The sequence below is a fragment of the Lysinibacillus sp. NPDC056959 genome (assembly GCF_042674095.1).
Classification (GTDB): domain Bacteria; phylum Bacillota; class Bacilli; order Bacillales_A; family Planococcaceae; genus Lysinibacillus; species Lysinibacillus zambalensis.
This window is the reverse complement of sequence record NZ_JBHURE010000027.1, coordinates 1-13,123: the sequence shown is the minus strand read 5'-3', so window position 1 is coordinate 13,123 and position 13,123 is coordinate 1. Positions and strand designations below refer to the sequence as shown.

General features: G+C 36.2%; 11 protein-coding genes and 2 pseudogenes. All 13 read left to right on the top strand.

Annotated features, from left to right (window positions below; translation table 11 throughout):
• Window positions 1–3: 3 nt before the first annotated feature.
• The gene (locus ACFTQ7_RS21315; protein WP_386830899.1) at window positions 4–699 is read left to right on the top strand and encodes an ATP-binding cassette domain-containing protein; all 696 of its coding nucleotides are present in this window, start codon (window positions 4–6) and stop codon (window positions 697–699) included.
• A 5-nt stretch (window positions 700–704) separates the two neighbouring features.
• Window positions 705–1,628, top strand: a complete 924-nt coding sequence (locus tag ACFTQ7_RS21310) for an ABC transporter ATP-binding protein (RefSeq protein ID WP_386830897.1) — start codon at window positions 705–707, stop codon at window positions 1,626–1,628.
• Entirely contained in the window at window positions 1,606–2,529 is a 924-nt protein-coding gene (locus tag ACFTQ7_RS21305; protein WP_386830895.1) for an ABC transporter permease, read from the top strand. Before ACFTQ7_RS21310 ends, ACFTQ7_RS21305 begins: the two co-directional genes overlap by 23 nt.
• A 241-nt stretch (window positions 2,530–2,770) precedes the next feature.
• Window positions 2,771–4,723 (top strand): N-acetylglucosamine-specific PTS transporter subunit IIBC, encoded by a 1,953-nt coding sequence (gene nagE, locus ACFTQ7_RS21300; RefSeq protein WP_386830893.1) that lies wholly within the window; start codon window positions 2,771–2,773, stop codon window positions 4,721–4,723.
• 200 nt (window positions 4,724–4,923) lie between these two features.
• Entirely contained in the window at window positions 4,924–6,069 is a 1,146-nt protein-coding gene (gene nagA / locus ACFTQ7_RS21295) for an N-acetylglucosamine-6-phosphate deacetylase (RefSeq protein WP_386830891.1), read from the top strand.
• A gap of 45 nt (window positions 6,070–6,114) precedes the next feature.
• A complete protein-coding gene (locus ACFTQ7_RS21290) occupies window positions 6,115–6,819 on the top strand; it encodes a glucosamine-6-phosphate deaminase (RefSeq protein ID WP_386830889.1) in 705 nt (234 codons plus the stop codon).
• Window positions 6,816–7,082: an HPr family phosphocarrier protein gene (locus ACFTQ7_RS21285; RefSeq protein WP_349658566.1), complete on the top strand. Its 267-nt coding sequence runs from the start codon at window positions 6,816–6,818 to the stop codon at window positions 7,080–7,082. Before ACFTQ7_RS21290 ends, ACFTQ7_RS21285 begins: the two co-directional genes overlap by 4 nt.
• Window positions 7,079–8,788: a phosphoenolpyruvate--protein phosphotransferase gene (ptsP, locus tag ACFTQ7_RS21280; protein ID WP_386830887.1), complete on the top strand. Its 1,710-nt coding sequence runs from the start codon at window positions 7,079–7,081 to the stop codon at window positions 8,786–8,788. The genes ACFTQ7_RS21285 and ptsP overlap by 4 nt, the downstream gene beginning before the upstream one ends.
• Window positions 8,789–9,154: 366 nt before the next feature.
• Entirely contained in the window at window positions 9,155–9,892 is a 738-nt protein-coding gene (locus ACFTQ7_RS21275) for an urease accessory protein UreH domain-containing protein (protein ID WP_386830885.1), read from the top strand.
• A gap of 211 nt (window positions 9,893–10,103) precedes the next feature.
• The gene (locus ACFTQ7_RS21270; RefSeq protein WP_386830974.1) at window positions 10,104–10,427 is read left to right on the top strand and encodes a YnfA family protein; all 324 of its coding nucleotides are present in this window, start codon (window positions 10,104–10,106) and stop codon (window positions 10,425–10,427) included.
• A gap of 254 nt (window positions 10,428–10,681) precedes the next feature.
• Window positions 10,682–11,056, top strand: a complete 375-nt coding sequence (locus tag ACFTQ7_RS21265; protein WP_386830883.1) for a GNAT family N-acetyltransferase — start codon at window positions 10,682–10,684, stop codon at window positions 11,054–11,056.
• A 249-nt stretch (window positions 11,057–11,305) separates the two neighbouring features.
• A pseudogene (locus ACFTQ7_RS21260) lies at window positions 11,306–12,426 on the top strand (tyrosine-type recombinase/integrase).
• Window positions 12,427–12,438: 12 nt separating this feature from the next.
• A pseudogene (locus ACFTQ7_RS21255) lies at window positions 12,439–12,906 on the top strand (tyrosine-type recombinase/integrase); the annotation flags it as partial.
• Between the last annotated feature and the right edge of the window lie 217 nt (window positions 12,907–13,123).

The following is a 13,123-nucleotide window of genomic DNA, read 5'->3' as shown; positions in this document are numbered from 1 at the left end:
TAAATGCTACAGCTATCAAATGTTTCTTTTCGTTATATGAAAAAGCCTATTTTACAAGATGTGTCTTTTTCCATTCCTGTTGGACAAATCATTGGGCTTGTTGGAGAAAATGGTAGTGGCAAGTCGACACTATTAAAAGTGCTGGCAGGCTTATTACGTCCATCAAGTGGTGAGGTATTGCTAAATAGAACGCTTATTACACGCAGAAGTGCTGATGAAATTGCCTATTTACCAGATATTGATTTGTTTTTTGATTTTTACACAGGTGAGCAGCTTTTTCAGCACTATGCCTCTCAATTCGAAGATTTTTCGTATGATAAAGCTTGTATCGTTGCAGAGTTTTTACAGGTTGATAAAAATGTGAAGCTACGGCAATTATCAAAGGGGAACCGTGGTCGAATGAAAATGGCCGCAACGCTTGGGCGAGAAGTACCTTTTTATTTAATGGATGAGCCTTTCTCTGGTCTGGATCCAATCGTTCGAGAACAATTAATTAAAGGGTTAATTCAATTTACTGACATTGAACATCAAACAATTTTATTATCAACGCATGAGTTATATGAGGTAGAGCCTATTCTAGATCAAATCATTTTATTGCAAAATGGTTCGATCATGGCACATGAGGAAGTAGAGACGATTCGAGATGTTTCGAATAAGGATGCTGTGCAATGGATGAAGGCGTTTTATAAGAAAGGGTGAAATTTATGACAACACAACCAATTGTTCAATTGCAAAATTTATCAAAAACTATTCGTGGTAAGCAATTAATTCAGCAATTGAATATCGATTTATATCCAGGGCAAATCACTGGTTTTTTAGGACCGAATGGTGCAGGGAAAACAACGACAATTCGTATGATGACAGGTCTTATGAATCCAACAGAAGGGAAAGTCATTATTGAAGGTCTTTCTTTACAGGACAATTATGAGGAAGCGATTAGTAAAGTCGGTGTAATTGTAGAAAATCCGGAAATGTATAAATTTATGTCGGGCTATAAAAACCTATTGCACTTTGCGCGTATGCATAAAAACGTAACAAAAGAGCGTATTCAAGAGGTAGTTAGACAGGTCGGTCTTGAAAATCGTATTCATGAAAAGGTTTCGACATATTCGCTAGGGATGCGTCAGCGTTTAGGACTTGCTCAGGCACTCCTTCATCGACCAAAATTTTTAATTTTAGATGAACCAACAAATGGTTTAGACCCAGCAGGTATCCGCGAGTTTCGTATGTACTTGCGTAAAATTGCGACGGAGGATGGCGTATCTGTATTTGTTTCCAGCCATTTATTATCTGAAATTGAATTAATGTGTGATCGAGTAGCTGTCATACAAAATGGCAAACTCATCGATATTCGTGATATTAACGTTGAAACATCTTCGTTTTATTATATTGAAGCTACACCAAATGATCAGGTTGCAGCTCTTCTACAAAAGCTCGATTACAACTTTGTGGCGGAAAATAACGGTTATGTAGTGGAAATAAAGAAAGAGGATATACCGAAACTCATTACCCAATTTGTTAACGAAGAAATTCAATTATTTGCCGTACAACCGCATCAAAAAACGTTAGAGGATCAATTCTTAGAAATGACAGGAGGTGGCCAAATTGTTGAAGCTAATGCAAAATGAATGGATGAAGTTATGGCATAAAAAGGGAACTTGGGCAATGGTCGCGCTAGTAATCCTCTTTATTATTGGTCCTGGTATTATGATGAAATACTATGAAACAAAAGAGGGTAGCACATGGCAGGAAAGTGAACAGCAGGCCATTGAGAATTATAAAGAAATACTGAATGATGACAATTTATCGGCAGAGGATAAAAATATCTATGAAGAGAAAATAGCTATTTCTGAGTATCGATTAGCAAACGATGTGCCGTCTCAAGACTTAGCAGGCTTTATGTCATTTACAGGTAGTATGCTGAATTTAGTCACATTATTTACAGTTATTGTTGCCGCAAGTATTGTATCTAGTGAATACTCTACTGGTACGATTAAAATGTTATTAACACGTCCTGTTTCACGGGCAAAAATATTAACTTCAAAATTACTAACGACTTTCATATTTGGACTCTTATTATATATTGTCAATGTCGGAGTTAGCGCTCTAGTTGGGCTTATATTATTTGGTGGTACAACTGGTGCTGAGTTAGAAATAGTCAACGGTCAGGTTGTTGAAAAAGCAGTATGGAATGATTTGGCATATCACTATTTACTTACTGGTGGAAACTTTGTTATGTCAATGTTGTTTGCTTTCTTAGTAGGCTCTGTTTTCCGCTCAAGCTCTTTGGCGATTGGCTTAACGATGTTCTTATCGTTTACTGGCGGTATGATTGTGATGTTCTTAAGCAAATATAAAATCGTTAAATATGTTTGGTTAACTCATTCAGATTTAACACAATATGAACATAGTAGTTCAATACTAGACGGCATTACAATGCCATTCTCACTCACGATTCTTGCGATTTATGCTGTACTTTTCCTTTTGATCAGCTATATCTCCTTTATGAAACGTGACGTCACAGCGTAAATAATAGAATGTATGAACTGTAGTCCAATTGGCTTGAAGAAAAGCTGCCAATTGGGCTATATTTTGTTCCTATAAAAAATCATACTAATGTGTAATAGGATTTAAAATTTTTGAAACCCTTTCTTCAGTTCAAAAATAATGTTTATTTTTTATACGAGTGGTAATATAATTGATAACAAACTTAATGAAAACGCTTTTTCTATTAAGTGGTCTAGACAACTATACCAAAGGGGGATATTTAATGTTAGCTTTCTTACAAAAAATCGGTAAGTCGTTAATGTTTCCAATCGCTACATTACCAGCAGCCGCAATACTGTTACGCTTAGGCTCTGATGATATGCTTGGTGCAGTACCAAATGACGCTATTAAGTATATTGCAAGTATTATGGCAGCATCTGGTGATGCAATTTTGAGTACGGGTAACTTATCCATTATATTTGCTATTGGTATCGCGATGGGCTTAGCACATGATAATAGTGGTGGAGCAGCGTTAGCGGGCGCCATTGCACATTTGGTGTTAGTCGCAGTATTAAAATCTGTAAATGCAGACCTGAATATGGGTGTATTCGGTGGAATTATTGCAGGTATTACTGCCGGCTTACTTTATAACAAATTCTATAATGTAAAATTCCCAGAATGGCTGTCATTCTTCGGAGGACGGCGCTTTGTGCCAATTATAACGTCCATCACCATGGCGATTTTAGGTGCTATTTTAGCTGTCGTATGGGGACCAATTCAAGGTGGTATTGATTCAGTAGGGAACTGGTTAATCGGTGCTGGATCACTTGGTGTTGGGATGTATGGTTTCTTAAATCGTTTATTAATCCCAGTAGGTCTACACCATGTAATTAATACAATAATCTGGTTTGATTTCGGTGAATTTACCAATGCTGCAGGAGATCTTGTTAAAGGTGATATTAATCGATTTTTAGCAGGAGACCCATCAGCAGGACATTTCCAAGCAGGTTTCTTCCCAATTATGATGTTTGGATTACCAGCAGCGTGTCTTGCGATGTACTCTGCAGCGAAAAAGAAAAATCGTGCAGTAGTCGGTGGTATGTTCGTATCCATCGCGTTAACAGCATTTTTAACAGGTGTAACTGAGCCTATTGAATTTACATTTATGTTTTTATCGCCAGTTCTTTATGGGATCCATGCAGTTTTAACAGGTATTTCGCTTGCCGTTGCCTATATTATTGGATTCCGTGATGGTTTCGGATTTTCCGCAGGTTTAATTGACTATCTTTTAAACTTTGGTTTAGCAGATAGTCCATGGCTATTACTTCCATTAGGATTAGGTTTCGGGGCAATTTATTTTGTCGTTTTCTATTTCTTAATCAAGAAGTTAGATTTAAAAACACCTGGTCGTGAAGACGAAGATGAAGAAAAGGCAGATGTTACTTCAGCTGTTTCTAATGATTTAGATGCACGTGCTTTCCATACAATTGAAGCATTAGGTGGACAAGAAAATATTAAGCAAGTCGATTACTGTACAACACGTCTTCGAATGACTGTTGGTGATGCGGATCAGGTGGATGAAAAAACATTAAAACAAACGGGCGCACGTGGTGTTATGCGTATAAGTAAGACAAATGTCCAAGTAATTATCGGTACATCTGTAGAGTTTTTGGCAGAAGCCATGAAAGATCGTCTGAAAAAAGGGAATCCAGCGCCTTCAAATGTAGATGTACAAAAAGAAGCGCCTGTTGAAGAGGCAACAGTAGCAGAAGGAACAAATCCTTCGAATGATTTTGAAATGCCGATTACAGGAGATTTAATACCGTTATCTGAAGTGCCAGATGAAGCATTCTCGTCAGGTATAATGGGGCCAGGCTTTGGTATTCATCCAAAGGATGGTACAGTTCATGCGCCATTTGATGGTCAAGTAGTAATGGTTTTCCCAACGAAGCATGCAATCGGCTTAAAATCTGATTCAGGTGTAGAACTATTAATTCATGTCGGTTTAGATACGGTCACTCTAAATGGTGAAGGTTTTGAAGCGATGGTTACAGAAGGTCAAGTAATTAAACGTGGCGATACATTATTAAAAGTTGATTTTGAGAGTATTAAAGACAAAGTACCGTCTATCGTTACACCAGTTGTTTTCACAAGTTTAATGGGACAGGAAATTGAACTTGAAAAAACTGGTTTCCAACGATCGGGTTCACGTAACATTATTTCGATGAAGAAGTAACAATAAAGGATGCTGTCTAAAAAGGTCCATCTAACAAAATGAACATGCACTAATCGTAAATCCGCTTAATTTTCTGTGGGAAAGTATAGTCCCACAGAAATCTATGCGGGTCGTAGCACTTTATCAAAATATGAGCAGGATCGCTTCAAACTTACTATTTTTAGGCCAGTATCTGCTATCAATCCTAGGAGATGTTTTTAATGAATTTATTAATCCGTAACATCACAGTCGTCAATGCAACAGGACGAAAGAAATGTGTCGACGTTTTCATAAAGGATGGGGAAATTGCACAAATTGCGCAGCAAATTGACGCAGATCACGTGCAAATTATAGATGGTACAGGGAAATATTTATTCCCTGGTTATATAGATATGCATATTCATGGCTCTGCTCAAATGGACACGATGGATGCATCGAATGAAGGTCTTCATACAATGGCGAAATCACTTGCAAAAGAAGGTACAATAGGCTTTTTAGCAACGACTATGACACAAAGCTATCAAAATATTGACCGTGCTCTTGAAAATATTGCGCAGTTTACTTCAAATCCAGATGAGGCAGAACTTCTAGGTATTCATGTAGAAGGCCCTTTTATATCAAAAAAGCGTGTAGGTGCACAGCCGCTTGAATATGTTGTACCACCTGATTTCGCTGTTTTTACAAAGTGGCAAAACATAAGTGCCCATAAAATTAAACAAATTACAATGGCGCCAGAAGAACCAAATGGATTTGAGGTCGTTCAAGCAATTGCAGATAGCGGAGTGGTCGTTTCAATTGGTCATTCTGATGCAACATTTGAACAAATGAAAGAAGCGGTTCGTCATGGTGCAACACAAGGCACACATTTATACAACCAAATGCGCCCTTTCCATCATCGAGATCCAGGTGTTGTCGGTGGTGTATTATTATTAGAGGAAATGAAGGCAGAAATCATTGTTGATTTTATCCATATGCACAAGGATGCCGTGAACATGGCATATCGTTTAAAAGGAGCAGATGGTATTATTTTAATAACCGATGCAATGCGAGCAAAAGGAATGCCCTATGGAGATTATGACTTAGGTGGTCAAATGGTTCATGTCTCCGAAAGTGGAGCGCATTTATCAAACGGAGCCCTTGCTGGTAGTGTATTAAAAATGGACCAAGCTGTTCGGAATATGCAACTCATCACGAACTGCACGTTAGAAGAACTAGTTAAAATGTCTAGCTACAATGCAGCAAAACAACTAAAACTGACGAACAAAGGACAAATCGAAGAAGGATTTGATGCAGATGTTGTTATTCTGGATGAACAGTTAATGTTGCAACAAACAATAAAGGCTGGAAAAGTAATCTACGAAGCATAAGAGATCGTATGCCTGTTTAATAAGTAAATAAGGGGGAATTGGAAATTGAGACTGGAACGCTTTGCTTCAAAAGAAGATTTATACGCTCGTGCAGTAGACATTATTGTGAGTACTAAAAATGAAGGTGCTACAACGTTCGGTCTAGCTACAGGTGGTACAATGGAGCCGTTGTATAGTAAAATTTGTGAAACTGATATCGATTTTACGAATTGTATTAGCTTCAACCTGGATGAATACGTTGGACTTAGTGCTAAACATGAACAAAGTTACGCATATTATATGTACAAACATTTATTTCACAACAAATCATTTAAAGAATCTTATTTACCGAATGGTTTAGCTCATAATCCTGCTGAGGAAATGGCAAGCTATGAATCATTATTACAGCAGCATCCATTAGATTTTCAATTGCTTGGGATCGGACAAAACGGTCATATCGGCTTTAATGAACCAGGCACATCATTTGATTCGTTGACACATCTTGTAACGCTTGAAGAATCAACACGTCAAGCGAATGCACGTTTCTTTGATTCAATTGATGACGTTCCAACCCAAGCATTTACGATGGGAATTCAATCAATCATGCGCGCTAAGTGCATTTTGTTAATAGCTGTAGGAGAAGCGAAACGTGATGTATTAGAACGCGTTCTTGCATCTGAATATACAGAAGATGTTCCAGCAAGTGTATTAACAAAACACCCTAATATCATTATATTAACAGATTTACAAAAAGAGGAGAATGAACAATGAAAACAAAACAATTTACAGTAATAGACCCACTAGGAATTCACGCACGTCCAGCTAGCCAATTAGTAGCAGCAGCAACACCATTTGCTTCTTCAATTGAGTTACAGACAGAACAAAGAACAGCCAATTTAAAATCTATTTTAGGCGTTATGGGATTAGCCCTAAAACAAGGTTCAATGTTTACATTACAAGTAGAGGGGGAGGATGAAGAACAAGCGTTTACTGCATTAACAAAATTAATTTCAGAAACGGGGCTAGCACAATGATCCAACTCAAAGGTATTGCCGCATCTGACGGCATTGCCATTGCAAAAGCATATTGTTTAGTACAACCGGATTTATCGTTTGCGAAAACAACTATTCAGGATATTGATGCAGAGCAGCAACGCTTAGTGGCCGCGCTTGATAAATCAGCAGAAGAGTTAGCCGCTATTCAACAGCTAACGCATGAAAAATTAGGGGCGGAAGAAGCTGCTATTTTCGGTGCACATCTACTTGTCGTAAAAGATCCAGAATTAATTGGACCGATCAAACAAAAAATTGCCGAAGAAGCTGTCAATGCTGAATATGCATTGAATGAAGTTTCGACGATGTTTGTATCATTATTTGAAGGTATGGATAATGAATATATGAGTGAGCGTGCTGCAGATATTAAAGACGTGTCAAACCGCGTTTTAGCGCATCTACTCGGTGTACATATTCCAAATCCAAGCAATATTAATGAACAGGTGATTGTTGTAGCAACTGATTTAACTCCTTCTGAGACAGCACAATTGGACCGTAATTTTGTACTTGGCTTTACAACGGATATTGGTGGTCGTACATCACACTCTGCCATTATGGCACGTTCACTAGAAATTCCAGCCGTTGTAGGGACAGGTACAGCAGTTGAGTCTATTCAAGATGGTGATTTATTAATCGTGGATGGTTTAACAGGTGATGTACTTGTGAATCCAACAGAAGAAGTGGTTGCAACCTATAGAAAAAAAGCGGAAGACTTTACTGCTCAACAAGCAGAGTGGGCAACATTACTAAACGAAAAAACGATTTCCAAAGACGGTGTTCAAGTTGAACTAGCTGCGAACATTGGGTCACCAAATGATTTAGAAGGTGTTCTACGTCACGGTGGTGAAGGAATCGGTTTATATCGTACAGAATTTTTATATATGGGACGAGACAACTTACCTTCTGAGGAAGAACAATTTACGGCCTATAAAACGGTATTAGAAGGAATGGAAGGTAAAGCGGTTGTCATCCGAACACTCGATATTGGTGGCGATAAAAACTTACCATATTTACCGCTCCAAGAAGAAATGAATCCGTTTCTCGGTCATCGCGCGATTCGTCTATGTTTAGAGTATCAAGACATTTTCCGTACACAATTGCGTGCATTACTACGTGCATCCAATTACGGTAACTTAAAAATTATGTTCCCTATGATTGCGACATTGCAAGAATTCCGTGACGCGAAAGCGATTCTTTCGGAAGAAAAGGAAAACCTACTTGCAAAAGGCGTCGAGGTAAGTGAGATTGAAATTGGCATTATGGTTGAAATTCCATCAACAGCAGTGATGGCAGATATTTTTGCGAAAGAAGTTGACTTCTTCTCGATTGGTACAAATGATTTAATTCAATATACGATGGCAGCGGATCGTATGAATGAAAAAGTATCTTATTTATATCAACCATATAACCCTGCCATTTTACGTTTGATTAAAATGGTCATTGATGCGGCTCACAAAGAAAAGAAATGGGCTGGTATGTGTGGTGAAATGGCAGGGGATGAATATGCTGTACCACTATTACTTGGTTTAGGTCTAGATGAATTTTCAATGAGTGCAACATCCATTTTAAAAACACGTTCCTTAATTAAACATTTATCCGTAGCGGATATGCGAACATTAGCAACAGAAGCATTACAATTAACAACATCTGATGAAATATTAGATAGAGTGAAGCAAGCTGTTCATTAATTGTTTGCAAACATAAGACAAGATAATAAGTAGTTGAAGATTAAGAAAATGGGTGATCTTCAACTGCTTTTTTATTTTGTACAATTATGAGAAATGGATTTAAGACAAAGATAGATTTCGATATAATGAATGAAAAACTGGTAAGCAAATTAGAATTAATTATATTGAACTTTTACGTTAATTTGCATCATTTATTCATATTTACCTTCTAAACTAGGGGAATATCAGAATTCATAACTAGTTTAAGAGGAGTGGGAAAAATGAAAGCACGGAAAAAAATTTTTGGTTTAATATTAACGAAAGATGAAGGGGTAAATTGGAATAAACTTGCTAATGCGGGTAAGTTATGAAATAGAAGGTGTATGTATGTACAGTTTAATATCGAAAATAAGTCAAACTATCAGTGAACCTATTACAGTATTTTTAAACGCATATGAATATTCCCCATTCATTATAGCAATTCTTCTTGGATTAGTAGGCGCTTTAGCACCTTGTCAATTAACGGGGAATATGAGTGCTATCACTTTTTATGGAAATCGATCTTTGCAAATGAAAAACAATTGGCAGGAAATTGTCTTCTTTATATTAGGGAAAGTCGTTGTATTTAGTTTAATAGGTTTATTCGCCTGGCTATTCGGTCAGTCCTTTGAAACGGAGATGACAAAGTATTTTCCTATTTTTCGTCAAGCGATTGGTCCAACCATGCTAATAACAGGACTCGTTCTAATTGGAGTTTTAAAATTAAAATTTTTAAATCGAATCCCTAATTATATTCCTGCTGTTTTAAAAGAGGGGAAATTGGGCTCATTTCTGATGGGGGCTAGTTTTTCCATTGCATTTTGCCCTACGATGTTTGTGCTATTTTTCGTATGGTTAATGCCTACTGTCATAACCTCTTCATATGGGGTAGTTTTACCGGCCATTTTTGGAATTGCAACCTCTGTGCCACTTCTAATGATGCTGGGGCTTTTCCATTTATTTGACGCAAAAAGGTTTATTATGCGTACAAGTATGAAAATGGGAAGAGTGATTCAAATCGTAGCGGGGGTTATTCTTATTCTAATCGGCGTAACGGATACAATTACTTACTGGGGATTGTATTAAAGTGGAAGAAAGTAAAAGGAGGAGAAGTATAGTAAAAATAAATAGCGATATATACTTACAATATTTCGCATTTCTCCAAACAACCTTTTGATTTTGGTCGCACAGGAGAAAAGCGAATTTTTTTGATTTCGTTAATGGGAACGAGCTTTTATGTATAATAGAGCAGATAATAGAAATTTTCTTTTAAATATGAATAGAAAGTGTGAAAAAAATGATAGGTGCAACATTATTATTTATCCTTGCAGGTATTGGGGAAATTGGAGGCGGCTATTTAATATGGCTTTGGTTAAGAGAAGGTAAACCATTTTACTGGGGCGTTTTAGGCGGAATTGCGTTGGCTTTATATGGGGTTGTCGCTACTTTTCAGACCTTCCCAACCTTTGGGAGGGTCTACGCAGCCTATGGAGGTGTCTTTATTGTCCTTTCCATTTTGTGGGGCTGGGGAATAGATGGAGAAAAACCAGACACATTAGATTGGGTTGGAGCTGGTATTTGTTTGATTGGTGTGATGGTGATTTTATTACCTCGTTCTTGATAGGTTGTTAAAGGGATCAAAATAGAACGTTAAAGCTGAAAAAGGCTAATATACCATTAATGTTTTTTTAAATAACATATTAGAGGATTTTTCAAGTTTGAATCGAATATTTGTAGTAATACCGAAAAAGTTTGGAGGTCGCAATTTTGCTACTTTATTTTTGATATCTATCATCTACCTAAAAATTTCAAAAAAATTTAGGAGCTGATATATGATGATATACAAAAAATTCTATTAATGGAATTTCGAATGGGATGTTGAACGGCTTTTTTGTGGATTGGCCGAATCCACCAAATCCTCAAACTCACCTAAAGCTGCTAAAAAACAGTAGTAAAGTTGTTATTGCTTTAGACGATCATACGAACCAAGTAATTGGATTTATTACAGCGAGTAGCGATGGGGTTCTATCTGCTTATATTCCGTTTCTTGAAGTTTTGCCGGATTATAAAGGAAAAGGTATTGGCAAGGAATTAGTCAATCAAATGTTAAAGGAACTTGATCATATTTATATGGTTGATTTGTGTTGTGACAATGACTTAGTTCCTTATTATGAAGAGTTTGGCATGATCAAATCAAACGGTATGCTCGTTAGGAATTACGAAATGCAATCGGGAATTTCAAACAAATAAATAGTTAGAAAAACGCTTGGATATATTTTAAATAGACTAAACTAATAAGAGGATATTATGTTCAATATATGAGCATATATCCTCTTTTCTTATGCATATCATAATTGTTATTTAGATGTTGAGAATATCGTATAATATGTTTATAATGTATAGGAACGTATGTTTGCTTTCGTAGAGGGCGTAGCCCATAGCGGGAGGCGTAGTGAGGTCTTTAGACCGAGCGTTAATATCTTTTAGGAGGAGTGTACTATGAGGGTGCAAGAAGTTCTTATTGAGGCTAACATTAAGAGATACATATTACTGAATCAAGAAGGGTTCCCTGTAATGCCAGTTATGAAATATATAAAGTATTTAGATAAGACAGGAAAAAGCCCTAATACTCAAAAAACATATTGCTATTCCTTAAAACATTTTTATACCTACTTAGAAGAAAAGGAGAAAGATTACAAGTTTATTAGATTAGAGGATTAGTTGATTTTGTGGGATGGTTAAGAAGCCCTTATCAGAGTTCAAACGTTACTCCCTTCCAACAAGAGAAAGCAAAGCGAACGGAAAAGACAATTAACCTTACAATTACAGTTATAGCAAACTTCTATGACTACCTTTATCGAAACGAAGAAGTGCAAAATGACATAATGGAAAAACTGATGAAGCAAGTGTTTACAGGAGGACACTCACGTTACAAAAGTTTCTTACATCATGTAAATAAAGACAAGCCCTCTATCAGTAACATACTAAAATTAAAAGAACCGCGTAAGAAGGTAAAAACATTAACGAAAGAACAAGTGCAACAAGTATTAGAAGCAACTACTAATATTCGAGATAGATTCTTAATTCAACTGTTATTTGAAACGGGACTGCGTATTGGAGAAGCTCTTGCTCTTTTCATGGAGGATTTTGTTTTTGACCATGGAAAGGGGCATCGGATTCGTTTAATAGAACGTGGGGAAATAGAAAACGGTGCGATGTTGAAATCTGGGGAAAGAGAAATTTATGTATCACAGTCCTTAATGGATTTATATGACGATTATTTGTATGAAGTTCTTGATGAATTAGAATTGGACACAAATTTTGTTTTTGTAAAACTACGAGGAAAAAATGTGGGGAAACCAATGGAATATTGGAACGTAGAATCTTTGTTTAAGCGTTTGAAAAAGAAAACAGGGATAAACCTACACCCTCACCTATTTCGCCACACACACGCTACAATCTACTATCAGAAAACAAAGGATATTAAACAAGTACAAGAACGATTAGGTCACTCTCAAATTCAAACAACAATGAACCTGTACCTACATCCTTCGAATGAAGATATTCGAGAAGATTGGAATAAAGCACAATCTGAATTTAACCTAAAGAGAAATGACTGAAAGGAGTAACAGATGAAACAAATCAAGAATGTTCAGGTAGAAGCAATAGGCTTCCACGAAGGATTACAAAGAGCACTATCAACTTATCCTGAAAAGACTGTTTAAAAAGATGGTTCTGTCTCTATTGAACAGGTAAAAAATTCATATTTCTTAATCAATGACAAATGGAATATTAACGTTATAAGTGAAATTAAGCAGTTCGAAGAACTGGTATCGAACTATAACTATTCAAATAAAAATATTCAATTTCAATTCGATAACCCTTCTATCAATTTAGAAGTGAAATATGTCTATTATCAACAATTGTTTAATGATTTATGGACAATCAAAAGTATATTTATGGGTCAAAGTCCATTAAAAAGAATGACGGAGTTCTTAAACGAAAAATATCCTAAACTATCATCTTTATTGGATTTAGACATTGATAAAGCAGAACGGGAATATTTGTTTTGGTTGAATGAAAAAGGATTGCCTACTCAAGCAACTGTAAACATTGTAATTCTACATAAATTTAAAAATGTATCCTATAATCTTGTAGGGTACTTTTGTGGGAGCCCTTTTACAAAAATAGAAGCAAAAATTAATACTAGTTTTTTCATTCAAATAGATGATCTTGTAAAATATGTAATTAAACTCATTAAATACAGAAAGAAATTTATATATATTAACAAAAATAAGTAATTATATTCCATTAATA

Bases quoted from the DNA above. Each gene is read 5' to 3' on its own strand.
- ACFTQ7_RS21285 (WP_349658566.1), top strand. From the start codon at position 6,816: ATGAAAACAAAACAATTTACAGTAATAGACCCACTAGGAATTCACGCA.
- ACFTQ7_RS21265 (WP_386830883.1), top strand. From the start codon at position 10,682: ATGTTGAACGGCTTTTTTGTGGATTGGCCGAATCCACCAAATCCTCAA.
- nagA (WP_386830891.1), top strand. From the start codon at position 4,924: ATGAATTTATTAATCCGTAACATCACAGTCGTCAATGCAACAGGACGA.
- ptsP (WP_386830887.1), top strand. From the start codon at position 7,079: ATGATCCAACTCAAAGGTATTGCCGCATCTGACGGCATTGCCATTGCA.
- ACFTQ7_RS21315 (WP_386830899.1), top strand. From the start codon at position 4: ATGCTACAGCTATCAAATGTTTCTTTTCGTTATATGAAAAAGCCTATT.
- ACFTQ7_RS21270 (WP_386830974.1), top strand. From the start codon at position 10,104: ATGATAGGTGCAACATTATTATTTATCCTTGCAGGTATTGGGGAAATT.
- ACFTQ7_RS21275 (WP_386830885.1), top strand. From the start codon at position 9,155: ATGTACAGTTTAATATCGAAAATAAGTCAAACTATCAGTGAACCTATT.
- ACFTQ7_RS21310 (WP_386830897.1), top strand. From the start codon at position 705: ATGACAACACAACCAATTGTTCAATTGCAAAATTTATCAAAAACTATT.
- nagE (WP_386830893.1), top strand. From the start codon at position 2,771: ATGTTAGCTTTCTTACAAAAAATCGGTAAGTCGTTAATGTTTCCAATC.